The organism is Pseudomonas gingeri, assembly GCF_013386165.1.
Classification (GTDB): domain Bacteria; phylum Pseudomonadota; class Gammaproteobacteria; order Pseudomonadales; family Pseudomonadaceae; genus Aquipseudomonas; species Aquipseudomonas gingeri_C.
The window spans coordinates 276,083-300,066 of sequence record NZ_JACAOS010000012.1 but is presented as its reverse complement, the minus strand read 5'-3'; the positions used below and the strand labels follow the sequence as shown (position 1 = coordinate 300,066).

General features: G+C 59.0%; 21 protein-coding genes and 2 pseudogenes. 12 read left to right on the top strand and 11 right to left on the bottom strand.

Going from position 1 to position 23,984, the window contains the following annotated elements:
• Window positions 1-89: 89 nt before the first annotated feature.
• On the bottom strand, window positions 90-518 hold the full coding sequence (locus HX866_RS12095; protein WP_177093698.1) for a TOBE domain-containing protein: 429 nt from the start codon (window positions 516-518) through the stop codon (window positions 90-92).
• A gap of 112 nt (window positions 519-630) precedes the next feature.
• Window positions 631-1,299 carry a signal peptidase I gene (gene lepB, locus HX866_RS12090; protein WP_177139769.1) on the bottom strand — a complete coding sequence of 223 codons (669 nt, stop codon included), beginning with the start codon at window positions 1,297-1,299 and terminating at the stop codon, window positions 631-633.
• Between the two features lie 231 nt (window positions 1,300-1,530).
• On the opposite strand from lepB, the gene HX866_RS34320 reads away from it, so the two are divergent.
• A complete protein-coding gene (locus HX866_RS34320; protein WP_177093696.1) occupies window positions 1,531-1,740 on the top strand; it encodes a hypothetical protein in 210 nt (69 codons plus the stop codon).
• A 108-nt stretch (window positions 1,741-1,848) separates the two neighbouring features.
• Here the strand turns inward: HX866_RS34320 and exaC are convergent, their stop codons facing one another.
• On the bottom strand, window positions 1,849-3,369 hold the full coding sequence (gene exaC, locus HX866_RS12085; protein WP_177093695.1) for an acetaldehyde dehydrogenase ExaC: 1,521 nt from the start codon (window positions 3,367-3,369) through the stop codon (window positions 1,849-1,851).
• 335 nt (window positions 3,370-3,704) lie between these two features.
• Between exaC and HX866_RS12080 the strand changes: the two genes are divergently transcribed.
• The gene (locus tag HX866_RS12080) at window positions 3,705-4,370 is read left to right on the top strand and encodes a response regulator transcription factor (RefSeq protein WP_177093694.1); all 666 of its coding nucleotides are present in this window, start codon (window positions 3,705-3,707) and stop codon (window positions 4,368-4,370) included.
• A gap of 17 nt (window positions 4,371-4,387) precedes the next feature.
• Here HX866_RS12080 and nahK read toward each other — a convergent pair whose 3' ends face one another.
• Complete coding sequence (gene nahK, locus HX866_RS12075) at window positions 4,388-7,018, bottom strand: hybrid sensor histidine kinase/response regulator NahK/ErcS' (protein ID WP_177139767.1); 2,631 nt, start codon at window positions 7,016-7,018, stop codon at window positions 4,388-4,390.
• Window positions 6,948-8,111 (bottom strand): nitric oxide-sensing protein NosP, encoded by a 1,164-nt coding sequence (gene nosP / locus HX866_RS12070; RefSeq protein ID WP_177093692.1) that lies wholly within the window; start codon window positions 8,109-8,111, stop codon window positions 6,948-6,950. The genes nahK and nosP overlap by 71 nt, the downstream gene beginning before the upstream one ends.
• Before the next feature lie 247 nt (window positions 8,112-8,358).
• Between nosP and yiaY the strand changes: the two genes are divergently transcribed.
• The gene (gene yiaY / locus HX866_RS12065) at window positions 8,359-9,507 is read left to right on the top strand and encodes an L-threonine dehydrogenase (RefSeq protein WP_177139766.1); all 1,149 of its coding nucleotides are present in this window, start codon (window positions 8,359-8,361) and stop codon (window positions 9,505-9,507) included.
• An 88-nt stretch (window positions 9,508-9,595) separates the two neighbouring features.
• Here yiaY and HX866_RS12060 read toward each other — a convergent pair whose 3' ends face one another.
• Window positions 9,596-10,780, bottom strand: coding sequence for a sugar transporter (locus tag HX866_RS12060; protein WP_177139764.1), 1,185 nt, complete (start codon window positions 10,778-10,780; stop codon window positions 9,596-9,598).
• 450 nt (window positions 10,781-11,230) lie between these two features.
• Here HX866_RS12060 and HX866_RS12055 point away from each other — a divergent pair, with 450 nt between their 5' ends.
• On the top strand, window positions 11,231-12,652 hold the full coding sequence (locus tag HX866_RS12055; RefSeq protein WP_177093689.1) for an amino acid permease: 1,422 nt from the start codon (window positions 11,231-11,233) through the stop codon (window positions 12,650-12,652).
• A gap of 115 nt (window positions 12,653-12,767) precedes the next feature.
• On the opposite strand, the gene HX866_RS12050 is transcribed toward HX866_RS12055, so the two are convergent.
• The 3 genes from HX866_RS12050 to HX866_RS12040 form a co-directional block, all read right to left on the bottom strand.
• Window positions 12,768-14,012, bottom strand: coding sequence for a saccharopine dehydrogenase family protein (locus tag HX866_RS12050; protein WP_177139762.1), 1,245 nt, complete (start codon window positions 14,010-14,012; stop codon window positions 12,768-12,770).
• Between the two features lie 27 nt (window positions 14,013-14,039).
• Window positions 14,040-15,137, bottom strand: a complete 1,098-nt coding sequence (locus tag HX866_RS12045) for a carboxynorspermidine decarboxylase (RefSeq protein WP_177093687.1) — start codon at window positions 15,135-15,137, stop codon at window positions 14,040-14,042.
• A 79-nt stretch (window positions 15,138-15,216) separates the two neighbouring features.
• A complete protein-coding gene (locus HX866_RS12040) occupies window positions 15,217-16,164 on the bottom strand; it encodes a DHH family phosphoesterase (RefSeq protein ID WP_177139786.1) in 948 nt (315 codons plus the stop codon).
• A 280-nt stretch (window positions 16,165-16,444) separates the two neighbouring features.
• Here HX866_RS12040 and HX866_RS12035 point away from each other — a divergent pair, with 280 nt between their 5' ends.
• The gene (locus HX866_RS12035; protein ID WP_177124610.1) at window positions 16,445-17,116 is read left to right on the top strand and encodes a class I SAM-dependent methyltransferase; all 672 of its coding nucleotides are present in this window, start codon (window positions 16,445-16,447) and stop codon (window positions 17,114-17,116) included.
• A 134-nt stretch (window positions 17,117-17,250) separates the two neighbouring features.
• Here the strand turns inward: HX866_RS12035 and HX866_RS12030 are convergent, their stop codons facing one another.
• Entirely contained in the window at window positions 17,251-18,105 is an 855-nt protein-coding gene (locus tag HX866_RS12030; protein WP_218179679.1) for a LysR family transcriptional regulator, read from the bottom strand.
• Window positions 18,106-18,236: 131 nt separating this feature from the next.
• On the opposite strand from HX866_RS12030, the gene HX866_RS12025 reads away from it, so the two are divergent.
• The 7 genes and pseudogenes from HX866_RS12025 to HX866_RS34775 all read left to right on the top strand — a co-directional run.
• On the top strand, window positions 18,237-18,794 hold the full coding sequence (locus HX866_RS12025; RefSeq protein ID WP_218179678.1) for a LysE family translocator: 558 nt from the start codon (window positions 18,237-18,239) through the stop codon (window positions 18,792-18,794).
• A 143-nt stretch (window positions 18,795-18,937) separates the two neighbouring features.
• Complete coding sequence (locus HX866_RS12020; protein WP_177139761.1) at window positions 18,938-19,930, top strand: YeeE/YedE thiosulfate transporter family protein; 993 nt, start codon at window positions 18,938-18,940, stop codon at window positions 19,928-19,930.
• 851 nt (window positions 19,931-20,781) lie between these two features.
• Window positions 20,782-21,165 (top strand): type II toxin-antitoxin system RelE/ParE family toxin, encoded by a 384-nt coding sequence (locus HX866_RS12015; RefSeq protein ID WP_177139759.1) that lies wholly within the window; start codon window positions 20,782-20,784, stop codon window positions 21,163-21,165.
• Window positions 21,146-21,451: a helix-turn-helix domain-containing protein gene (locus tag HX866_RS12010; protein WP_177139757.1), complete on the top strand. Its 306-nt coding sequence runs from the start codon at window positions 21,146-21,148 to the stop codon at window positions 21,449-21,451. Before HX866_RS12015 ends, HX866_RS12010 begins: the two co-directional genes overlap by 20 nt.
• A gap of 37 nt (window positions 21,452-21,488) precedes the next feature.
• Window positions 21,489-21,719 (top strand): ribbon-helix-helix domain-containing protein, encoded by a 231-nt coding sequence (locus HX866_RS12005; RefSeq protein WP_177093743.1) that lies wholly within the window; start codon window positions 21,489-21,491, stop codon window positions 21,717-21,719.
• Window positions 21,716-22,045 (top strand): annotated as a pseudogene (locus HX866_RS34315) (type II toxin-antitoxin system RelE/ParE family toxin). The gene HX866_RS12005 and the pseudogene HX866_RS34315 overlap by 4 nt, the downstream one beginning before the upstream one ends.
• A 222-nt stretch (window positions 22,046-22,267) precedes the next feature.
• A pseudogene (locus HX866_RS34775) lies at window positions 22,268-22,381 on the top strand (IS481 family transposase); the annotation flags it as partial.
• Here HX866_RS34775 and HX866_RS12000 read toward each other — a convergent pair.
• Window positions 22,378-23,892, bottom strand: a complete 1,515-nt coding sequence (locus tag HX866_RS12000; protein WP_177139755.1) for a hypothetical protein — start codon at window positions 23,890-23,892, stop codon at window positions 22,378-22,380. The pseudogene HX866_RS34775 and the gene HX866_RS12000 sit on opposite strands and share 4 nt — an antisense overlap.
• Window positions 23,893-23,984: the final 92 nt, after the last annotated feature.

The following is a 23,984-nucleotide window of genomic DNA, read 5'->3' as shown; positions in this document are numbered from 1 at the left end:
TATCGTGCTGCCGAGGTCTTTGAGCAGGGCTTGCCGGCGAAGAGGTTCTCAAGACCACTGAAAACTTCGTGCGCGGAAGCGGTCTTCCCTCAGGCCGGCACACCCAGAATGATATGAGACGCCTTGATCACCGCCGTGGCACTGACACCCGGTACCAAGCCCAGCTCTGCGACGGCATCACGGGTCACGATCGAATACACCTTCGAACCACCGGCCAACTCGATCACCACTTCGGCGTTGACCGCACCATCATTGACAGTCAGCACCTTGCCCTCCAGGCAGTTGCGAGCCGAAAGGCGAATATCGCTGGATTCGGTCATCAACATCACCCACGGCGCCTTGATCAGTGCGACGGCCTCTTTGCCCACGGCAATACCCAGGTTGCGCAGGCTTTCCATGGTCACCACGGCAACCAACTGCTCACCACCCGACAGCGTCAAAACCACTTCGGCATTGACCGCGCCTTCGTGCACCTGGCTGACCTGGCCTTTGAAGACGTTGCGTGCGCTGACTTTCATGAGATGAGCCCTTTTGTTGACTTTGGAGTTAGGATTTCCGCACATCATCAAGCTTAGCGCTGTGTAAAAACAACTATAGCGTTCGGCTGAAGCCTACAGAGCGGCGGACAACTCACAAGATCGGCGCGCCAAATCTGCGAAACCGCGGCATCCAATGATCCAGGATCTGCGCTGAGGCCAGGATATGGTGCGCGTGCCCGATCAGCAGCCGACGCGGCACAAAGCCGATATACCGTGAGTCCGCGCTGTCATCGCGGTTGTCACCCAACATGAAATAATTCTCGGCAGGCACCACCACAGGGCCGAAATTCCGCAAGGCACGTACCGCCGGCATGAACTGGACGGTCCGCTTACTGTTGTTCGCAAGCTCGGTCAGCTTGATGCCCGGAACAGATTGACCAGAGGCCATGGGCTCGCTGATATCGTGCGCATCCAGGTAGATGGCAGGGGTGCCGTTAACCCACAGCACCTCATTCTTCATTTCCAGGGTGTCGCCGGGAATGCCCACGATCCGCTTGATCAGGCGCATGCCATCCTTGGGCGAAGTGAAGGTCACCACATCGCCCCGGTGGGGATTATCAAGCTTGGCCAGGGAAATATCCGTGAGGGGCAACTTGAGGTCGTACGCCACCCGATTGACCAGCACCACATCCCCCTCAAGCAGGGTCGGGCGCATGGACCCGGACGGGATGGGATTCCAGTCGGCCAGGGATGTGCGGAAAACGCCAAAGCACAGCCAGAAAATAATGGCGTAACGGTACCGGCTCAACCAACGTTGCATACATCCTCGCACTACAGAAAGAGGCGTAGAGAAAGCTCCCAGCATCCGCCACGCAAGCCATGGGCATTTTTGCCAGCCTTTACTTCAGCGCAATCAGCTTACATTAACCTCAGAGCGGCTGGCGATATCGGACGCCGTGCCGGCGTGTGACAATGGCGACTCTCCAGAACCGGCAAGCCGGTGTCCGTAGCCCGTGTGAACGAGCCCCCACTAACAGTTGAAGCGCTAAACATGCCAAAGACAAAGCCGGCGGGCACCTCGACAACAACGGCCGCCGATATCGAAAGATCCATCCAGGCCCTGAACAAAATGGCTGAACGCCTTTGGGGGGATGGTCGGGAGACCGAGGCAAAAGCGCTGCTCGATGCCCTGGACGCGTTGAACCGGGCCCTAGACAGGATCCGGATCGGTGAGAGTCGCCGGGTAGTGACGCTCCATTAGCACCGTCGTTTGCCGCAACCGCTCAAAAAGGGCGAGAACCAACCGTAGGAACCTGGGAATACCGGGTTCCTACCGTTTCAGACGTGTGCCCGTGAAGGGTTCACGGCATCAAAAGAAGCCCATCGGATTGATGTCGTAACTGACCAACAGGTTTTTGGTCTGCTGGTAGTGGTCGAGCATCATCTTGTGGTTTTCACGGCCGACACCGGATTTCTTGTAGCCACCGAACGCGGCATGCGCCGGGTACAGGTGATAGCAGTTGGTCCACACGCGACCGGCTTTGATCGCCCGCCCCATGCGGTAGGCACGGTTGATGTCACGGGTCCAGAGACCCGCGCCCAGGCCAAATTCGCTGTCGTTGGCAATCGCCAGGGCTTCGGCTTCGTCCTTGAAGGTGGTCACGCCCACGACCGGGCCGAAGATCTCCTCCTGGAACACGCGCATTTTGTTGTTGCCTTTGAGCAGCGTCGGCTGGATGTAGTAGCCGCTGGACAGGTCGCCGTCCAAACGCTCCGCAGCGCCGCCGGTCAACAGCACCGCGCCCTCCTCCTGGGCAATCTTCAGGTACGAAAGAATCTTGTCGTATTGCTGCTCCGACGCCTGGGCGCCGACCATGGTCTCGGTGTCCAGGGGATCGCCGCGTTTGATCTTGACGATCTTCTTCATGACCACGGCCATGAATGCGTCGTAGATCGACTCCTGCACCAAGGCACGCGAGGGACAGGTGCAGACTTCACCCTGGTTGAAAAACGCCAACACCAGCCCTTCAGCAGCCTTTTCAATAAATTGTGGTTCAGCCTGCATGATGTCTTCGAAGAAGATATTCGGCGACTTGCCGCCCAGTTCCACCGTACTCGGGATAATGTTTTCGGCTGCGCATCGCAGGATGTGCGAACCCACCGGGGTGGAGCCGGTGAACGCGATCTTGGCGATACGCTTGCTGGTAGCCAGGGCCTCGCCGGCTTCACGGCCAAAGCCCTGAACGATGTTCAAAACACCCGGCGGCAGCAGGTCGTTGATCAGCTCGGCGAAGATCATGATCGACAGCGGCGTTTGCTCGGCCGGCTTGAGTACCACGCAGTTGCCCGCAGCCAGCGCAGGCGCCAGTTTCCAGGCCGCCATCAGCAGCGGGAAGTTCCACGGAATGATTTGTCCGACCACACCCAGCGGCTCATGAAAATGGTAAGCCGTGGTCAGTTCGTTGATCTCTGCGGCGCCACCTTCCTGGGCACGAATGCAACCGGCGAAATAACGAAAATGGTCGGCCGCCAGCGGCACGTCGGCATTCAGGGTTTCGCGCACGGCCTTGCCGTTGTCCCAGGTTTCGGCAACAGCCAGCACTTCAAGGTGCTGCTCAATGCGGTCGGCAATCTTCAACAGGACCCGCGAGCGATCCTGTGCCGAGGTCTTGCCCCAGGCATCGGCGGCCACATGGGCGGCGTCCAGTGCGAGTTCGATATCAGCGGCGGTGGAACGGGGAAACTCGGCAATCACTTCACCGTTGACCGGCGAGGTATTGGTGAAGTATTGGCCAGCGACCGGCGCGATAAACTCACCGCCGATGTAATTGCCGTAGCGGGGCTTGAAAGAAACGACAGCGCCTGGGGTTCCGGGTTGTGCGTAAATCATGATGGGGCCTCTTTACCGGTCATTGCCTGTGGGTCGAACACGCGATGAACCGATGTTAGAGAGCCTGCGCCGCCAAACGAATGCGCCCTTGGCAGGGGTCACCTTGTTACTTAGTCGTAATTTGCACTCGCCTGAAAAACCGCCAACGCACAGCACCCCGTACTTTAGTCGCGGTTTACCTGACTATCGTCGCATTCACAAAGCAGGGGCAGTGGCATGTAATGCCGCCACTAATAAGAAAGGAATCACCCCTTATGCTGCCGCCCCTGCCCTCCTTCCCGGAACAAGCAATACACCCCGCCACACCGCCATCAACCATAAACAGGTGAACGGCCATGTACAAAATTCTAATTGCCGATGATCACCCACTGTTTCGTGAAGCCATCGCCAATGTGATCAGCGATGGTTTTCCGGGCAGCGAAGTGATGGAAACCGCCGACCTGAAAAGCGCGCTGGCACTGACCCTGTGCCATGACGACCTCGACCTGATTCTGCTCGATCTGAATATGCCGGGCATGCACGGCCTCAATGGCCTGGTCAATCTGCGCAACGAAGCCCCCACTGTCCCGGTGGTGATCGTCTCCGCCGAACAAGACAAGCAGATTGTGCTGCAAGCCATTATGTATGGGGCGGTGGGCTTTATTACCAAGTCTTCGCCACGGGTGCAGATGACTGAAGCCATCGAGCAGATTCTTAACGGCAATGTCTATCTGCCTGCCGACATCATCCACGCACAAAAGCCCTGCACCCGGCGCAACATGAACAGCACACCGAGCTTTGCCCCCGAGTTGCTGCAGGCCCTGACCCGCAAGCAATTGCTGGTCCTGGAGCGGATGACCAAGGGCGAGTCGAACAAGCAGATCGCCTACGCCCTGGAGATCGCCGAAACCACCGTCAAGGCTCACGTCTCGGCGATCCTGCGCAAACTCAACGTGCATAACCGCGTCCAGGCGATTCTCAGCGCCGGGGATATCGATTTCAGCGCTTACCTGCGGCGTTGATTGGATCAGCCCGCCGGCTATTTTCCCAGCAGGTGGCTGATCGCGGTTTTGAGTTTCATCGGCCGCACCGGCTTGTGCATCAAGGTGTGGCCCAGCTCACGCATTTGCAGCTTCAGTTCATTGCTGTAGTTGGCCGTGATCATCAGCGCGGGCAAGGGTGAGCCACGTCGGGCGTTGATCGTTGCCACGGCATCGACTCCGTTCTGGTCGTTGTCCAGGTGATAATCGGCAATCAACAGGTCGGCGTCGCAATGATAGTTCTCCACCTGCCGCCCCAAGTCCTGCTCAGACAGCGCGGTGACCACCTGGCAGCCCCAGCTTTCCAGCAGCGTGCGCATCCCCGCGCAAATCGTTGCGTCATTGTCCAGCACCCAGATCCGTGCCCCGTGCAACCGTTCAAGCATGGGCCCGGTCAGGGGTAACTGGATCGGCGGCTTGGGCGCGCTGAGGGTCAGCGGCACTTCGACCGCGAACATCGAACCCTTGCCGGGGGTCGAGCGGACGCTGATCTTGTGCCCGAGTATGCCGGCGATTTTTTCGACAATGGCCAACCCGAGCCCCAGCCCGCGATCCTGATGGGGCCGTTGCACGTCGCCACGCTTGAACTCCTGGAAAATCTCCTCGAGTTTGTTCTCGGCAATCCCGATACCGGTATCCCAGACCTCGATGGACAGGCAATGACGACGCCGACGACAACCCAGTACCACGCGGCCATGGGGGGTGTAGCGGATGGCGTTGCTCAACAGGTTACGCAGAATACGCGCCAGCAGCTGGATATCGCTGCGCACAAGCGCCGAGCAAGGCACGAACGCCAGGCGCAGGCCCTCGCTGCTGGCCGCTTGGGCAAACTCGACCGCCAGGTTATCCAGCAGTTCGCTCAAGGCAAACGGCGCGATATCGGCCTTGATCACCCCGGCATCGAGCTTGGAGATGTCGACCAGCGTCCCGAGCAGACTCTCCACGTCTTCCAGTGAGTTACTGACATTACGCACCAGGGTTGCGTTGGCCAGCGGCTCGCGTCGCTCCAACAAGGCACTGGTAAACAGCCGTGCGGCGTTGAGCGGCTGCAGCAGATCATGGCTCACGGCGGCCAGGAATTTGGTTTTCGACAGGTTGGCCTGCTCGGCTTCGAGCTTGGCTTCACGCAGGCGCGACTCTACCCGCCTGCGCTCATCGATCTCGCGCAGCAGTTGGCTGTTCAGGGTGGTCAGCTCGGCCGTGCGCTCGCGGACTCGCTGCTCAAGATTCTGATAAGCCTGGTGCAGCGCTTCGGCGGTACGGCGACGTTCGGTGATATCCCGGATCAACACAAAAATGCCGATCACTTCACCGTTGGCCAAGCGGTTCGGCACATAGGAGCGCAGCATGTAGCGCTCCTGATTGTTGATGTTGATCTCGGGGCATTCGAAGGTCACGCTTTCCCCCGCCAGGGCGCGCTCGACATAGGTTTCCAGGCGCTGGTAGTGCTCCTCGCTATGGACCTCGCGCAGACTCTGCCCGAGCATCACGCCACTCGGCCAGCAGTACCACTGCTCATAGACCTTGTTGGTGAACTCATAGACCAGGTCGGCGTTCAGGTAGGCAATGAGCGCCGGGACATGGTCGGTGATCAGGCGAATCCAGCGCTCGCTCTCGCTGAGGGCTTCAGCATGCTGGTAGCGTTCGGTGATGTCGGTGAAGGTGTTGACGAAACCGCCGGTGGGTAATGGATGGGTACGAATTTCCAGCACCCGGCCATCGTACAGTCGCTGCTCGCGCTCATGGATCACCCGGCCGTTGGTGTCGCGGCTGGCCGGCGTCAACAGGCTCAGTTCGCTGTCGGCAATCACCTCGGAAAAAAGCCGGTGCGCGGCAATCGGGGCCAGCCCGCTCAGTTCCAGAAAACGACGGTTCCACAGTTCCAGGATGCCCTCGGCGTTGACCATCGCGACGCCCTGAGACAGGTTGTCGACCGCCCGTTGCAGCAGGTGCGACTTCTGCGCAACGGCTTGCTCGCGGCGCATGGTTTCGCTGAGTTTGACTTCCGTGATGTCGGTAAACAGGATCACCCGGCCACCCTCGCGAGTCGGCCGCTCGCTGACCTGCAACCAACGGCCATCATTCAGGCGATACAGCAGGTGTTCATCGGCGCGCTGACGTGGTTCTTCAACAAACAGCCCGGTACTGGTCATCAACCGCTTGACCTCGGTCAAGCGCATGCCGCCGATGATCCGCACCCGGCTATTGGCCCAGAACGCCTTGAAGCGGCTGTTGAACAGCACGATGCGCTGGTCCTCGTCGAACAGCACGAAGGCATCGGAAATACTTTCGATGGCATCGACCAGGTGTTGATGGGCCGTTTCCGCCCGCAGGCGTGCATCACTGAGGAGATGATTGCTGGCCTTGAGTTCGGCCATGGCCTGGTTCAACGCATCGGTACGCTCCCGGACCTGCTCGGCCAGCACCACCGAGTGCTGAAAAGCCGCATAAGAATCATTGCCACGGGCGGTACCGGACTCGACCCGTTCAATCAACGCCGTATTGATCCGCCGCAGCTTGTGATTGTCCCGCTGCAGTTGTTCGATCTGCGCCAGCAGCTCAGCGTGGGATGGCGGCACGGTTTCGTCCAATCGCGACGCCGGTGAAGGTCTGGTTGATGTGCATACCATTGAACTGCTCTCCGTAGGTGTTGAAACCTATCACCCGCTGTTCGCGCAGGTAGGCGCCGATCTGCTGGACACTGCCATCGTCTTCCAGCTCCAGGCGTCGCAGAAAACAGTCGCAACCGATGGTCAGTAACAACGACCCCAAGCGTTCCTGCAAACCGTCAAACAGCGTCTGCAGGTTCGGCAGCAAGAGGCCAGGCGTCATGGCGGTGAGGACGATGCCATTCTCCACCGCGCAGTAAAAACTCAAGCTCAAGTCAGCGTTGACCTGTTGAATGGCCCTGACGTAGTACTGATCGTTCATGCGCACCGCCAACGGGTGAGCGGCAAAAATCTGGTGATTGAGCGCCGCCACGGGCACCCCGATGATCTGCGCGTATTCCTCGGCCGCAGGCTCGGCATTGAGTTCGTAAACCCGGCGCGTCGCGCTGTCGGCGCGAGTGACCACCAGCTTTTGCGCACGGGGCAAAATGTGGTGCGTGGTGAAGACTTCGAAGTCCAGCCAGGTATTGACCAGCAGCACCACGGCGGCGCCGCTGTGGAATTCGCCGCCGAAGTACACATGGGTATGGGTCAGGTAGTTATCGTCCCCGGCGGAACCGCCAAAGTGAGGGATATCGCCCAAGGCCGCGCTCAGCGCGGCAAGGACCATTTCCTCGCGGCTGGACAGGCCGTCGAGCAGCGTCAGGGCGAAACTGTTGCCCTTGATCGGCGCCAAGGTGTTGCTGCGACAGCCTGCGACCAACCGCTCGACCATTTGCTGGGCGTCGATCAGGCTGAAACGCTCCAATTCGTCGATCAGCTCGGCGGCAATGGAGAAATGCCGATGATCAAAACCCACGGCGGTCACGCAGCCTCGACCATAGCCCTCGGGGGTGATTTCCCCGGCGCTGGTACAGCCCACCACGTGAATGCCGCCAAAGCTCTGCTGCAAGGCACTGCCCAAGGCCTGCAAATCGTATTCGACCGAACAAAAGAACAGCACAAAACCCAAGTGCGGATGCAATAGCTGCCGCGCCAGTTCCTGTGCCACCTCTTGCGCCTCGGTGGCCATCGACATCGCACTGACTACGCCATCGGTCTGGGTCTGTTGCATCGTCGCTTCCCGCAAAGTGCGCTGTCTGGTGATTCATTCTACGAAGACCGGACGCGGGCCCATATCCTACTTGGGTAGGGGGTAACCCCTGCGACAGGATGAAGGCGCGCGCCACTACGACCAAAGACCCCCATTGTGCGGACTAAAGGACCATTTATCCGTCACGCCCTCGCTCCTAGGATGAGTCCATCTTGATGGGTGCACCGCTGGCCGCCAGGGCCAATAATCACAATAACGAGGGCAAGTCATGAGCAGCACGTTCTTCATTCCGTCCGTAAACATGATGGGCATCGGCAGTCTCGATGAGGCCATGGTCGCCATTCGCAAATATGGCCTGCGTCACGCCCTGATCGTGACCGACGCCGGGTTGGCAAAAGCGGGGGTCGCGGACAAGGTCGCCAAACTGCTGGCGGCGCAGGACATCCAGGCGACGATCTTTGATGGGGCCAAGCCGAACCCGACCGTGAGCAACGTCGAAAACGGTCTGGCGCAACTCAAGCTCAGCGGTGCCGACTTCATCATCTCCCTGGGCGGCGGCTCGCCCCATGACTGCGCCAAGGGCATCGCCCTGTGTGCCACCAATGGTGGGCATATCAGTGACTACGAAGGCGTCGACCAGTCTGCCAAGCCACAAATGCCACTGATTGCCATCAATACCACCGCCGGCACGGCCAGCGAGATGACCCGTTTCTGCATCATCACCGACGAGACCCGCCATGTAAAAATGGCCATTGTCGACCGTAACGTGACGCCGCTGCTGTCGGTTAACGATCCCTCCTTGATGGCCGCCATGCCCAAAGGCCTGACCGCCGCCACCGGCATGGACGCGCTGACCCACGCCATCGAAGCCTACGTTTCAACCGCGGCCACGCCGATCACCGATGCCTGCGCGCTCAAGGCCGTGGAGTTGATCTCTGCCAACCTGCGCAACGCGGTCGCCAACGGCGGCGACATGCAGGCGCGGGAAAACATGGCCTACGCGCAGTTTCTGGCCGGGATGGCGTTCAACAATGCGTCCCTGGGCTATGTGCACGCCATGGCCCATCAACTGGGTGGTTTCTACGACCTGCCCCACGGTGTCTGCAACGCGATATTGCTGCCCCACGTCGAGAGCTTCAACGCCAGCGTTTGCCCGGCTCGCCTGACAGACGTCGCCCGGGCCATGGGGCTTGATACCCAACACCTTGACCACGAGCAAGGCGCGCTAGCGGCCATTGCCGGCATCCGCAAGTTGTCGTTGGATGTGGGTATTCCAGGTGGTTTGACTGAGCTGGGCGTCAAGGTAGAGGACATTCCGACACTGGCGGCCAATGCCATGAAAGATGCCTGCGGCTTCACCAATCCTCGGACGGCGGAACAAGCGCAAATCGAAGAGATTTTCCACACAGCGCTGTAATGACAGTGTGATCAGCACCAGGAGCCTGGCCAGGTTCCTGGTATTCAGAACGTACATCGGCCCTTTACGCCCACACCGACACCCGCCATCAGCGCCCTGCCCCGACTCGGCCGGCGCGATAGATCGAGAGGCCGTAGAACGCCAGCGCCAGCCCCGCCAACACGCCCCCGACCACACCGACATAGGCAAACCCGAGTTGCCGTCCGACCCAACTGCCCACCAGCGCGCCACCACCAATCCCGACGTTGTAGATCCCCGAGAACAGCGCCATGGCCACGTCGGTTGCGTCCGGTGCCAACACCAGCACCTTCGATTGCAACGACAGCCCGAAGCACATGATCGCCATGCCCCAGAACACGCTGAGGGCCCCCAAGGTCGAAACCTCGCCACTCAAAGGCAGCAGCAACGCCAGACACACCACCAACAACGCGGTGGCAGACAATAGAAAGCGCTGCGGGTATTGCCGATTGAATCGGCTGAACAACAACGATCCGAAAATCCCCGCGCCACCGAACAGCAGCAGGATCAGGGTCACCACCTCACCACTCATGCCGGCCACGGTTTTGATGAACGGCTCGATATAGCTATAGGCCGTAAATTGAGCCGTGATCACCGCCGCCGTCAGGCCGTAGACCGCCACCAGCGCGGGACGCTTGAACAGCACGGGCAGGCTTCTCAGGGACCCCGAGTTCTGGCTTGGCAGCAGCGGCAAGGTTCTGCCAAGCCAGAGCACCAGGGCAGCGGCCATCAAGGCAATCACCAGAAAGGTGATGCGCCAGCCCATGGCTTCGCCGAGCAGGCGGCCCAGGGGAATCCCCAGCACCAGGGCCATGGACGTCCCGGTCGCCAGCAACCCCAACGCCTGCACCTGCTTGCCCGCCGGCGCCACCCGCACCGCCAGGGACGCGGTGATGGACCAGAACAGCGCATGGGACAAGGCGATCCCTATCCGGCTCACCAGCAGCACACCAAAGCTTGCGGCCAGGCTGGACAGCACATGGCTGACAATGAACAGGCCGAACAGCACCATCAACAGCTTGCGCCGTTCGACGTTGCGCGTGAGCAGCATCACCGGCAGCGACGTCAGGGACACCACCCAGGCATAGATCATCAGCATCAGCCCGACCTGTGCGCTCGACAGGTCGAAGCTGTCGCCGATGGCGCTCAACAGGCCGACCGGAACAAATTCAGTGGTGTTGAAGACAAAGGCGGCCAACGCCAGCGCGATGACCGGTTGCCAGTTGTCCGTGTTTTCAGTTGCGGGGGTACTCATTTAAAAATCCGTGAGGCGTTATCGAAGGCCAACTGACCGTTGATTCAGGGCCGGGTAGCCGAAAGAAAACTCGGTCGAGGTGAAATGGGTGACGGGCAAGATGCAAGTATCGCTCCTTGGAGGGGCTTCTTCACTGTCTTTCACGGGACTCGTTCATTCAGCGCCCTGCAATATTCGGTATAACTTCCTACTTGATAAAGCCTATAACACCCGCTAAAGCACCTCCATCCAAATGCAACTTTCCGATACTTATCTCTTAAATCAATCACTTATACAGTGAAAAAGCCTGTAGTCCGCTTTTTATACTGCGCGTCCCGCTGATCTCGCAGGTTGTGCCCTGTGAGACGGTTCGCCCCATAAGGTCGACCTGGTTGAGCGAGTACGGACTATCCGTCGGTACGTCCAACACTCGGTGGCTCATATCCAATAACAACATGAGGCTGTATTTCTATGCGCGCAGACAACCCTCTGCCCCAGGGGGGAACCGCTCAAGGCGGTCCGCTCAAACGTGAACTGGGCGAACGACATATTCGCTTGATGGCCCTCGGCGCCTGTATCGGTGTCGGGCTGTTTCTTGGTTCGGCCAAGGCCATTCAAATGGCCGGCCCGGCCATCATGCTGTCCTACATCATCGGCGGCCTGGCGATCCTGGTGATCATGCGTGCCCTCGGCGAAATGGCGGTACACAACCCCGTCGCCGGCTCGTTCAGCCGTTATGCACAAGATTACCTGGGCCCCTTGGCGGGCTTTCTGACCGGCTGGAACTACTGGTTCCTGTGGCTGGTGACCTGCGTGGCGGAAATCACCGCCGTGGCGGTGTACATGGGGGTCTGGTTCCCCGATGTGCCGCGCTGGATCTGGGCCCTCGCCGCGCTGGTCAGCATGGGCACGGTCAACCTGATTGCGGTGAAAGCCTTCGGTGAATTCGAGTTCTGGTTCGCCCTGATCAAGATCGTCACCATCATCGCCATGGTGCTGGGCGGGATCGGTGTGATCGCCTTTGGTTTCGGTAACGATGGCGTGGCGCTGGGGATTTCCAACCTGTGGAGCCATGGCGGCTTCATGCCTAACGGCGTCACCGGCGTGCTGATGTCCCTGCAGATGGTGATGTTCGCCTACCTGGGCGTGGAAATGATCGGCCTGACCGCCGGAGAAGCACGCAACCCGGAGAAAACCATTCCCCAGGCGATCGGTTCGGTATTCTGGCGCATCCTGCTGTTCTACGTGGGGGCTCTGTTCGTGATCCTGTCGATCTACCCGTGGGGAGAGATCGGTACCCAGGGCAGCCCCTTCGTCATGACCTTCGAACGGCTCGGCATCAAGACCGCTGCCGGCATCATCAACTTCGTGGTGATCACTGCGGCGTTGTCGTCCTGCAACGGCGGTATCTTCAGCACCGGGCGCATGCTCTACAGCTTGGCGCAAAACGGCCAGGCGCCGAAAACCTTCGCTAAAACCGCCAGCAACGGTGTGCCGCGCAACGCGCTGCTGTTGTCGATCGCGGCCTTGTTGCTGGGCGTGCTGCTGAACTACCTGGTGCCGGAAAAAGTGTTTGTCTGGGTCACCTCGATTGCCACCTTTGGCGCGATCTGGACCTGGGCCATGATCCTGCTGGCCCAGCTCAAGTTTCGCAAAGGCTTGAGCGCCTCAGAACGTGCCGGCCTGAAGTACCGCATGTGGTTGTACCCGATCAGCTCTTACCTGGCGTTGGCGTTCCTGGTGCTGGTGGTCGGCCTGATGGCCTACTTCCCGGACACCCGCGTGGCGCTTTATATAGGGCCTGCGTTCCTGGTGCTGCTGACCGTGCTGTTCCATGTATTCAAACTGCAACCGGTCAACGCCACCCAAGGTGCGGTACGTTTGGGCTCATGATCATGTAGCGCGGGTCACCCCAGCCAACGCCTCGCACACAAACTAAAACGCCGCTCAAAGAGCGGCGTTCTTACCCATGGAACCGGGAGTGAGGCTCACACGTACTGTGGAGCTCTCAGGCCTTGGCGCTCCAAGGGCGGTCGCCATGCTCGTCCTTGATGCGGGTCGGCAGGCCCATCACGTCCAGTGCCTTGAGGAACGGCTCAGCCGGCAACTCCTCGACGTTGGCCATGCGCTGCACGTCCCACTCGCCGCGGGCGACCAACAAGGCGGCCGCCACGGGAGGCACGCCCGCCGTGTAGGAAATACCCTGGCTGTCGGTTTCGGCGTAGGCGTCTTCGTGGTCCGCCACGTTGTAGATGAACACCTCACGCGGCTGGCCATCCTTGGTGCCCTTGACCAGGTCGCCAATGCAGGTCTTGCCGGTATAACCGGGCGCCAGCGAGCTTGGATCAGGGAGCACGGCCTTGACCACTTTCAGCGGCACCACTTCCAGGCCTTCGGCGGTCTTGACCGGCTGCTCGGAGAGCAGACCAAGGTTCCGGAGCACCGTGAACACATTGATGTAGTGCTCGCCAAAGCTCATCCAGAAACGCACATTGGGCACGTCGAGGTTCTTCGACAGCGAGTGCACTTCATCGTGGCCGGTCAGGTACAGGTTCTGCGCGCCGACCACCGGCAGGTCGTCGGTGCGTTTGACTTCGAACATGGTGTTGCTGGTCCACTGGCTGTCCTGCCAGCTCCACACCTGTCCGGTGAACTCGCGGAAATTGATTTCCGGATCGAAATTGGTGGCGAAATATTTGCCATGGGAACCGGCATTGACATCAAGAATGTCGATCGAGTCAATGCGGTCGAAATACTGTTGCTGCGCCAACGCGGCATAGGCGTTGACCACACCCGGGTCGAAGCCCACGCCGAGGATCGCAGTGATGTTCTTCTGCTCGCATTCCTCGAGGTGCTTCCACTCGTAATTGCCATACCAGGGCGGCGTCTCACAGACTTTGCCCGGCTCTTCATGAATGGCGGTGTCCAGATAGGCCACGCCGGTATCGATGCAGGCACGCAGCACCGACATGTTCAGGAAGGAGGAACCGACGTTGATGACGATCTGCGATTCGGTTTCGCGGATCAGCGCCTTCGTCGCTTCAACATCCAGGGCGTTCAACGAGAAGGCCTGGATATCGGCGGGCACCTTGAGGCTGCCCTTGGTTTTGACGCTGTCGATGATGGCCTGGCATTTGGAGATGTTGCGCGACGCGATAGCAATACGACCGAGTTCGTCGTTGTGCTGCGCGCACTTGTGGGCCACCACCTTGGCGACACCTCCTGCACCAATGATAAGAACGTTCTTTTTCAATTATCTATTTCTCTTTTTTCGGCCAGCTCAGGAAAGGCTGGACAGGTAGTCGTTGTAACCAAACTCGCGAACCACCTCGACCGTTCCGTCGAGTTGCTTCACCACGATGGACGGCATTTTCAGGCCGTTGAACCAGTTTTTCTTAACCATTGTGTAACCTGCTGCGTCAATGAACGACAGCCGATCGCCGATGGTCAGCGGACGATCAAATTGATACTCACCGAAAATATCTCCGGCCAGGCAAGACTTGCCGCACACCATGTAGGTGTGTTCGCCCTCGCTGGGGGCCAGCTTGGCATCTAGACGATAGATCAACAGATCGAGCATGTGCGCTTCGATGGAGCTGTCCACGACGGCCAGGTGCTTGCCGTTGTAGAGGGTGTCGAGCACGGTGACTTCCAGCGACGCGCTCTGGGTGATGGCCGCTTCGCCCGGCTCCAGGTAAACCTGCACGCCGTATTTTTCCGAGAAGGCCTTGAGGCGCGCGCAAAAGGCGTCCAGCGCGTAGTCTTCACCGGTGAAATGGATACCGCCGCCGAGGCTGACCCACTCGACCTTGTGCAGCAGGTGGCCAAAGCGTTCTTCGATGGTGCACAGCATCTGGTCGAACAGGCTGAAGTCGCCGTTCTCGCAGTTGTTGTGGAACATGAAGCCAGAGATCTGCCCGATGACCGGTTCGATCTTGGCCGGGTCCCACTCACCCAGGCGGCTGAAGGGGCGCGCCGGGTCGGCCAGCAGATAATCCGAGCTGCTCACTTGCGGGTTGACCCGCAGACCGCGGACCTTGCCTGCCGAGGCCTCGCTGTAGCGCTGCAGTTGGCTGATGGAGTTGAAGATGATCTTGTCGCAGTTGTCGAGCATCTCCTCGATCTCGTCGTCGGCCCAGGCCACGCTGTAGGCATGGGTCTCGCCGGCGAACTTCTGCCGACCGAGCTTGAGCTCGTAGAGCGACGACGACGTGGTGCCATCCATGTACTGCTGCATCAGGTCGAACACCGACCAGGTGGCAAAGCACTTGAGTGCCAGCAGGGCCTTCGCCCCGGACTGTTCGCGCACATAAGCGATCTTCTGCATGTTCGCCAGCAGCTTTTGTTTATCGATGAGGTAGTACGGCGTCTTGATCATTTCAAGGCCTCCGACATGGCCAGGCAAAAAAGGATGCGCATTGTGCCTTCACTGAAGGCATATCGAAAGAGCAGAAAGCTCAACGTCGTGTTGTCTCCGATATAGCGTCTGCAACGGAGGGATGGGCCAATCCCAGCGTCAACAATTCCTTACGCAGCAGCGGGCGCTCAAGCACAGCCATTGCGCCCCGCCATTCGACCGGCAGTAAATTGCCGACCTTTTGCTGGCTGACCAAGGAGTCAGCCAGAAAGTAACTTTTGCACTCGCGGAGGCTGATGAGGTTCAGCAGCCAGTCTTCACTCTGCTCCGCCAGCCAGTGACCGATCGTTGAGCGATGTGTGCGGATCAGCGTGCCGGCATCCCATACCGCCATCTGCGCGAAAACCTGCGGCAGGTTGCTGTCGGCTTTCAGGCGTTTCATGTCAACCGCCAACGCGCCAATCAGGTCTGACTCGATAGTGGCCTGGCACTCGGAGAAATACCGCTCGGGCCAGTTCGTGGCCAGGTTCGCTCGCCGGGCGAGGACTTCATAAGCCCGGATATCCGCTTGGGTGGTCAACTGCCCGGTGAAATTCAGGGTGTTGTCCAGAATCGCCGTGGCCAGCAACGCAGCACTGTGTTCGCTGATCAGTGGCAATAAATCTGTCGCTTCCCAACGCTGGAAAACCTGAGTCGCCGCTGCGCCGATCGGCCGGATCTCTGCGGCGGCTCCGAGCTTCTGCGCCCAATAGTTTTCAAAACCCGGGTGATGGTCGATGACTTCCACCACCTGATCGAGCACCACCAGCGGGTCGACATGGTGGTAGTCGGAGACATCCACCAACACGAAGTCATCACCCGGCCTGGGCTGGTAATCGTCCAGAGAGGATTGCCATCCCAGCACGGTCCTGGAGATGCTGGCATTGAGCGGTGCGCTGCTGACGGCCCGCGCCTCGATGCCTTGGCGATTCAACAGCTCGGCGTAGGCAATGCAACAGGCGTAGGCGTCGATGTCCAGGTAGGCCGAACCGGAGGTCACCACCCTTATGGCAGGTATACGCGGTACTCGCTTGGACATCGACTTTCCTTAAAATCTATTTCGCGCAATTAAAACAACGCATTAGCGTACCGAAACACCCTTTATTCCCTATCTTCGCCAAGAAAGGCTCGCACGCGCCCATTGCAAAAAAATGACGGAATAAAGTCAGGCCAAACCCCACGGGCAATACCTCCCGGCTTGCGCAAAAATGGGGTTCTCCCTAACGTGGGCTGGCGATGGCTGTGTACCTTGCGACCTATCCGTCCCTCCAACCACTGCGGAGATCAAAATGCCCGTCACCGAATCCACCCTCCTGCAAAGCTGGCACCACAATGCCCAATCCTGGATCGACGTGGTGCGCAGCGGCGGGATTGAAAGTCGTCGCCAGGTCACCGATCAGGCCATTCTGCGGGCGGTGCTCGGCCGACAGCCCGAGCGTGTGCTCGACCTGGGCTGCGGTGAGGGGTGGCTGTTGCGCGAGCTTGAAAAACGCGGCATCGACGCGGTTGGAGTGGATGGCGATGCAACGTTGGTCGAGGCGGCGCGGACAGCGGGCTCTTCGCCGGTGCATTTGGCGAGCTATGAGGCATTGGTGGAGGCCAAGGTGGACGTCGGCAGCGACTACGACCTGATCTGCGCCAACTTCGCCTTGCTGCACCAGGACATCATCCCTCTGCTCACGGCCATGAACGCCCTGCTCGCCCCTGGCGGCGCGCTGGTGATCCAGACGCTGCATCCGTGGACTGCGGCGGCAGGCGACTATCAGGATGGTTGGCGCCAGGAGACCTTCGATGGGTTCAAGGGCCAGTGGGAACCCATGCCGTGGTATTTCCGGACGTTGTCCAGTTGGGTCAATGCGCTGGACATGGGCGGCTTTCGGCAGGTGGGGCTGCAGGAGCCGCAGCATCCGCAAAGTGCTGTGCCACAGTCGTTGTTGTGGGTCGCCGAGAAGCGGGCGTGAGCTAGATGAAGTCGACGATAGCTCGGATCGTGGGCGAATGTCGTAGGTCAGCGTGCACGACCCGCCATAGGTCGCGATGGATGGGTCGAGTAAGGAGCGAAGACTGCCCGCTTCCGCCTCGGGCACTCGGTGAATCAGGCACGGTCAAGATGCTCATGAATGCGGCGAACAAGCTCGACAGAGGCCGCACTCGCGGTACCTTTTGCTCGATGGAGCGAGATCGCAAACGGCGGCAACTCAGGTAAGGGGGCTTCGGCGGGCAGGATCTCCAAACCCGGAGGCACTGCCGACTTCAGCCAAGCCGACACCGCCAGATCACTGCTGACCACCGCGACCGTTGTCTCGAGGTTGCCGTTTTCAAAGAGCACCTTCCACTGCCGATCCTGGTTTTCCAGGGCGGCAATGACAGGCTCGCGAAATGCACAGGTGTCCGCGACCAGGGATATCGCCAATGGCGTATTCAGAAAAGCTTTACCACCACTGGCACCCACCCATACCAGACGATCGATCGACAGGCATTCACCGCTGGCGCCATTGACCGCTTCTTCAATGATGGCCAGATCCAGCGAGCCTTTGTCGACTTCAACTTTCAGGTCTGCCGACGAGCCACATTTCAGTGACAACTCCACCTGCGCATTCGCCTCGATAAACGACTTGAGTATCGGCGCAATCCAGACGCCGGCCAGGTCGTAAGGTACACCCAGACGCACCCGCCCCTGGATCGCGCCCTGGGTCACGTCTGCCCAAATCTGTTGGTTGAGCGCCAGCATTTGCTGGGCCTTGAGAAACAAACGCTCACCGAGTGGCGCGAGGCGAATGCCGCGTCGGTCACGGACGAGCAACGTCCCTCCCAGTATCTCCTCGAGCCTCCTGATCTGCTGGCTCACCGCGCCTTGGCTCACATGCAGATGCTGAGCAGCCACCGTCATGCTGCGTTGTTCGGCCACCACGACGAAGCTGCGTAAAAGCAAAAGGTCCAAGGTCCGCATAGCATAAGCGCTCCTAATGCATAGGATTAATAACATTAGCTTCCATGCTAGTCGGTAACTCGATATTAAGTCGAGACCACTTGAGGAAACTTGTCATGTTCGAATCGCTACTCCCGCTCCTGCTCTTCGTTATGATCGCCACCTTCAGCCCGGGTGGCGCAACAACCTTGGCGACGGCATCCGGCGCGAACTTCGGTTGGGTCCGCTCACTGCCACTGCTTGCGGGCATATCGTTTGGCTTGGCGATAGTGGCTGTAGCCGCGGCCGGCGGTCTGGGCAGCCTGATCCTGGCGGTGCCTTCTTTGCAATTGGCGATGAAACTGGTGGGCTCGCTTTATCTGCTCTGGCTCGCTTGGCAGATAGCGCAGCGCGGCGAACCTGGCCGCGCGTCAGTCAGCGAAAAACCAGCGAGTTTTCTGACGGGCATCTGGATGCTCTTGCAAAACCCCAAAGCCTGGGCGATGACACTCAGTGCCGCCGCCTCATTCGCATCCCTGACCCAGGGCGCTGCGTCACTGGCGCTGCTGCTGAGCCTGGTGTTTGCCGTGTCTTGCATGTGCTCGTTGGCGTTGTGGTGCGTCGCGGGGCTGGCCCTGTCGCGGCAGTTGAAAAGTGAACGGCAATGGCGTGTTTTGAACATGACCTTGGGCGGGCTGCTCGTGGCGTCCATTGTGCCGATCTGGCTGTAGGTTGATGGGTTAAAAACCGAAGAAAGCACAAACCTGTGCCTGTGATGGGTTGACCACTACACAGATACACAGATTGCCTGATCGAGAGCTACGCTCATGCTTGGCGAGGCCCGCTCCAACCCAATCAACAGTGGCGCACGAACATGGTTTTCTCTCTACTGATGGCGTTGGTATTAGCGTTCCTGATTGGCTGGGTTTCGCAGCGCATGGGTATGTGCCTGGTCAAAGCGAGCGAGCAATTGCTGGCAGGTCGCCCGACGTTGTTTGTGGCGCTGACATCGTGTGGATTGTTCGGGTTGATGCTGGCCCCGCTGTATCGTTTCTCCGAGGTCAGCCTGCCGCTGTACTCGCCTGGTATTTCCTATCCGTTACTGGTGGCGGGAGGCTTTTTGTTCGGGGTGGCATCGGTGCTGAACAACGGTTGCAGCGTCGGCACGCTGACCAGGTTTGCCTGTGGCAATTTCAATAAACTGTTCACGATGATCGGCTGGGTGCTGGGGACCGTGCTCTGGTATTACCTGCACATGATGCCCGAACAGAAGACCATCCTGATGCCGGAAATTTCCAGCCACCATTACTGGCTGTTGATCGCTGTAGTGGCGCTGGTGCTGATCTTTTTGGTCAGCCTACATGGTAATAAACACCTGGTGCTCTCCAGTCTGTTGCTCGGTGCACTGACAAGTGCGCTCTACACATTCGAGCCGTCATGGACACCTAGTGTGTTCTTTTACAACATCTCACAGATGTTCTGGCTAACCGATATGACCATCGGCGCCCGACGTATTGCGGTGTTTGTCATGTTGTTGGCCGGCATGCTGAGTTTTACCCTGTACAGGAAAACGTTCCGTTTCGAGGCCTTTACCCCGTCAAAGGCTGCCGTTCATTTGTTGGCGGGTATTTTGATGGGGATTGGAGCGTCGATGATGCTCGGCGGTAACGACTCGCAGATACTGTTGGTATTTCCAACACTGGGGGTTGCTGCAAGCATTCCATTGGTGTCGATCGTCACGGGCATTCTGGTGTCATTGTGGTGCAAAGCTCGAGCTCAGCGCGTCAATCGCCGACCTGGATTCAAAGCAATATCTAACAGTCCCAAGGATTCACGACATCAACGCCACAACCCACAAAATCCTTGACGTTGCGGGTCGCCAATATCGCACCACGCGAGGAGGCCATCGCCGCAATCATTGCGTCAAACTGACTGATGGGTGCGCCGTCAAGACGGCGTGATGCCGATATCTCGGCAAAGGCATCCGCCGCATCGCTATCGAACCCTAGCAACCGACCAGCAAAGTCGATATTGAAGATGTCCAAAGCCACACCCCACAGCCGGTCACGCCGCTGCCCTTCTGGCATAAGGCGCAAGCCCTTCAAAGTGATCTGTGAGGCCTGGACTCAAAATCCAGACCGTTTCACAATTAATCCGCACCATCTCATTCCGGGACCGAACAGCTAGGAAACGGTCATGAGTTCGCCATGGAAGTTTTGGCCGCCATCAGAGCGCAGCGCGAGAACATCTTCGTGACGATGGAGGGAAGTCAACCTAGCATTTTGACGACCCGCTATCGGGGCCTTTTAAGATCCGCCTCATGATTCGGGCCCGGCCAGGGGCAGGCCAAGCCCCAGTCAACCGTACCTCGGGGTAATGCTTACTGCGGGAGCAGGCGGCCATAAAGATGTTGAGACTACCAGTCTGTGCTTGATCAAGGCGGTTGCGCCGCGCTTTGAAAGTGGAACTTTCCTATGGATCCCAAAAAATCTGGACCACATCAAAATCCGGAAAAGACCACGGACAAAGGGGAAAGCATGATGTTTGATCGCCTCTGAATACCCAATAACCTATCGAATCTGCTTACCCCCCACTTTTTGAAGCCTTTCCGGAATGTTTCGAAGGACTGCTCCTTTTAGCGAAGGTCTCCCGTCCGGTCAAAGGACCTGAACTGGAAATCCATACCCGTTACGGGTATATTTTATAGGTCGAGTCGATATGAACGTTCTCAAGCGCAAAGACTTTTCGCGCTGGCAAGCGGGCGAGAAACTACCCGACGCCAGCTTGTGCAAAGCCGCCAGGGAGATGGAGGCCGGCCTGATTGATGCAGATCTGGGCGGCTTCCTTTACAAGAAACGGGTAGCCCGCCCAGGCGGCGGCAAAAGCGGTGGCTACCGTACGTTCTTGTCGGCCAGGATCGGCAGTCGTTATGTATTCCTGCATGGGTTCTCGAAAAGCGATATCGCGAATATCACGCAGGATGAGAGAAAGGCTCTGCAATATGTTGGCAAGGTGTTTCTGGAGCTATCTCCCGAAGACTTGGTGAAGGCATTGCAGACAGGAGTATTACTGGAGGTGTGTTGTGACGAGCAAGATCATTGAGTCCCTGCGCGGCGACCTCGCCGCCTTGCATGATGCTGGCGTAATCGACAAGGTGACGATGCGCGAGTTCGACGCGATCTGCCCACCTCCCGTACGGGAGTTCAGTGCTACCGATATCAAGTGCCTGCGTGAGGCATTGCGGTTCAGCCAGCCCGTATTCGCGCTTCACCTGCACACCACGGCATCGACCGTGCGCAAGTGGGAACAGGGCGACACACGCCCTGGCGGGCCTGCTCTCAAACTGCTCAATGTCATTGCTGACAAAGGATTGCAGGCGATCCTCTGATCCATAAGGGCAAACTTTGTCAAAAACCGACAAAACCATAAGTCCCATGAATATCTCCCTACCCAATGCTCTCAAGACCTTTATTGATGATCAGGTCAGCCAGAGGGGCTATAGCACCAGTAGCGAATATGTCCGGGAGCTGATTCGCAAGGATCAGGATCGACAGAACCTCCGCGGCCTGTTGCTCGCGGGTGCTGAATCGGCACCCGGCACACCTGTCGACGGTGACTACTTCAAGTCTCTGCGTGCCAGGGTACTGAAGGAATGAAGGCAAAGTCCGTCATTCCGAGGGCGTTAGCCAACCAGGATGTAGAAACTGCGATCAGCTACTACTTGCATCACAGGCAGAACAGGCGGCTTTAGGGTTCATCGATGACCTGGAAGCCGCTTATGCGCATATTTCCCGGCACCCCGCGTCACGCCTCCCCCGCTACGCCCATGAGTTCAATTTACGAGGGTTTCTTTTATTGGCCCCTGAGTCGTTATCCCCATCTGGTGTTCTACGTTGAACGCGAAGACCACATTGACGTGCGGCGCATCCTACATGGAATGCGGGACATTCCAGCTTGGCTGACTGAAAGTCCCACACTTTAATCGAGATGCGGGCGAAGAAAGGGGAAAGCATGAAGCCTTTCCAGAATGTTTCGAACGGTTGTTTTGAGCGCCGCATCAGCCAATCGTCATCCAGCCCGGCGTCAACAGACCGAACTATTTAGCTGCGTAGCTTTTGCAAAGGTCCTTGTTTTTGCGCCAGGTTATCCAAGCCTTTCCGTACCAAATCCATATCGTCCTGACTGACAACGGCGCTACCAACCGCTTCGGGGGTTGCGATGGTGTACTCCCTTTAAAGTGATCTGCGAGGCCTGGGCTCAAAATCCAGACCGCTTCACAATTAATCCGCACCCTCTCATTCTGGGACCGAACACCTAAGCCAACGCCGTTTCCACACTGCTAACGATCATTGTCACATCGCTGGCCTTGTATCCCCGGGCCACCCCGCTCTTGTCCAACGTACCTTCGGCATGCGCCGCCTTGTTGAACGTGCCGTTTCCCATCATCCGCGCCCGGCGGGTCGACAGCTCCGACACGGCGATACGCTGGTAAAGCGCGTTGTCGTTGCTGCCACCCGTCCACTTGGTGGTACGCGCAATCTGCTGGTTGCCAGCGTTCTCGATGAAGCGCGTGCGCATACCCAACAGTGCCGCCGCGTCCATCGCCCCGCTACGCATGCCCAGGTGCACCAGCTTGCAGCCCCAGGCATCCTGGGTCATGCGCAGGAAAATCGCATACTCGGCCGCACGGCTCGGCCCGATGATCTTGCGGTTGGGCCCACCGTCTTCCTGTTTCCAATACTCGCCCCACACCTGCAACTTGGCCCGCGCCACCGCACCGTCCTTCGTGTCCAGCGCAGTCAGGTGCTCAGTCAGCTTGGTGTTCAGGTCTCGATCATTGCGCGGCTTGCCGACCACGATCACATTCAGGTCCTTTTTCAGCAGCGCGTGGCACACCTGTCCCAGCCCGGTCCAGCTGTCGTCCAGCTCGGCATGCGCACCACCGTCCTTGCCGCTGAAGCGGGTCCAGACGATCACGTACTTCTGCGTCTTGGCGATGTTCTTGGCGCTCAGGAACTTGTCGACCCGGTAGCGCCAGTAGCTGTTGCCGTTGGGGTCGATGTTGTCCCACTTGGCCACGTTGCCACGGCCGTCGCCACTCATGATCGACGCCGCCACATCGGTGGTCGCCCCGCCCACCGGGCACAGCTTGGTGCCGCCGATGGTGGGCATGCCGCCCAGGAAGGTCAACGCGGGAAGGGCGATGGCGGGCGGTACCTTACTGACCCGTGCATCGACCACACCACTGCAAGCGAGGCACGCGGCCTTGGTATCGGCCACCTTGACCAGCAGCAAGCGCGCCGCAGTCAGCCCACAGGACGTGCCATAAAAACCGACTAGGCGCTTGGCTGCGTTTTCTTCGGCATCGCTGTACAGCAGGATCAACCGGGAGGTCGGTTCGAGCTTCAGGGCCGCCCCCACCGCGAACTGATCGCCGGCCATGTACGCCCCCTGGTAGTAGTAAGTGCAACACTGGGTCACGAAGGTCGCCGGGGTATTGGTCTGGGCAGTGGTGAACAGCGTGGCGCCGTCGGTTTGGGCTTTGGTGAGCATCGCTTCGTAGCTTTGCCTCGCCAGTGCGTGCAAGCAGCGGTTAATGCTCTTGCGCACGGGCTGCGCTGGGGCCACACCCAGCGCCCACTCCATGTCCACATCGGTGTCGGGCTCGACCATCGCTGCCACGGCAGCATCCAGGGTGGCGAAGCGCAGCGTGGCTTCAGTGCCTAAAAATCGTTTGACCACGGCTTCATGAGGCTTCAGCACTTTATGCGCCGCAAGCAGAGTCCAAGCGGTGACAACGCCTGGTGGCGCGGCGATCGCAAACGGCATACCGGTCTTCCTGAACGTGATGGGGAGGGTGGAGAGAACGTTAGACGTGGCCAGTTGCTATAGCAAGCCGTCGGGTGAAATGGCGTCTGACT

What these genes read in the sequence shown, in the direction of transcription:
- HX866_RS12080 (WP_177093694.1), top strand. Translation starts at nt 3,705, where the DNA reads ATGTACAAAATTCTAATTGCCGATGATCACCCACTGTTTCGTGAAGCC.
- HX866_RS12045 (WP_177093687.1), bottom strand. Translation starts at nt 15,137, where the DNA reads ATGATCAAGACGCCGTACTACCTCATCGATAAACAAAAGCTGCTGGCG.
- exaC (WP_177093695.1), bottom strand. Translation starts at nt 3,369, where the DNA reads ATGATTTACGCACAACCCGGAACCCCAGGCGCTGTCGTTTCTTTCAAG.
- HX866_RS12015 (WP_177139759.1), top strand. Translation starts at nt 20,782, where the DNA reads ATGAACGTTCTCAAGCGCAAAGACTTTTCGCGCTGGCAAGCGGGCGAG.
- lepB (WP_177139769.1), bottom strand. Translation starts at nt 1,299, where the DNA reads ATGCAACGTTGGTTGAGCCGGTACCGTTACGCCATTATTTTCTGGCTG.
- HX866_RS12060 (WP_177139764.1), bottom strand. Translation starts at nt 10,780, where the DNA reads ATGAGTACCCCCGCAACTGAAAACACGGACAACTGGCAACCGGTCATC.
- HX866_RS12055 (WP_177093689.1), top strand. Translation starts at nt 11,231, where the DNA reads ATGCGCGCAGACAACCCTCTGCCCCAGGGGGGAACCGCTCAAGGCGGT.
- yiaY (WP_177139766.1), top strand. Translation starts at nt 8,359, where the DNA reads ATGAGCAGCACGTTCTTCATTCCGTCCGTAAACATGATGGGCATCGGC.
- HX866_RS12095 (WP_177093698.1), bottom strand. Translation starts at nt 518, where the DNA reads ATGAAAGTCAGCGCACGCAACGTCTTCAAAGGCCAGGTCAGCCAGGTG.
- HX866_RS12020 (WP_177139761.1), top strand. Translation starts at nt 18,938, where the DNA reads ATGGTTTTCTCTCTACTGATGGCGTTGGTATTAGCGTTCCTGATTGGC.
- HX866_RS34320 (WP_177093696.1), top strand. Translation starts at nt 1,531, where the DNA reads ATGCCAAAGACAAAGCCGGCGGGCACCTCGACAACAACGGCCGCCGAT.
- nosP (WP_177093692.1), bottom strand. Translation starts at nt 8,111, where the DNA reads ATGCAACAGACCCAGACCGATGGCGTAGTCAGTGCGATGTCGATGGCC.
- nahK (WP_177139767.1), bottom strand. Translation starts at nt 7,018, where the DNA reads ATGGTATGCACATCAACCAGACCTTCACCGGCGTCGCGATTGGACGAA.
- HX866_RS12035 (WP_177124610.1), top strand. Translation starts at nt 16,445, where the DNA reads ATGCCCGTCACCGAATCCACCCTCCTGCAAAGCTGGCACCACAATGCC.
- HX866_RS12025 (WP_218179678.1), top strand. Translation starts at nt 18,237, where the DNA reads ATGATCGCCACCTTCAGCCCGGGTGGCGCAACAACCTTGGCGACGGCA.
- HX866_RS12030 (WP_218179679.1), bottom strand. Translation starts at nt 18,105, where the DNA reads ATGCGGACCTTGGACCTTTTGCTTTTACGCAGCTTCGTCGTGGTGGCC.
- HX866_RS12000 (WP_177139755.1), bottom strand. Translation starts at nt 23,892, where the DNA reads ATGCCGTTTGCGATCGCCGCGCCACCAGGCGTTGTCACCGCTTGGACT.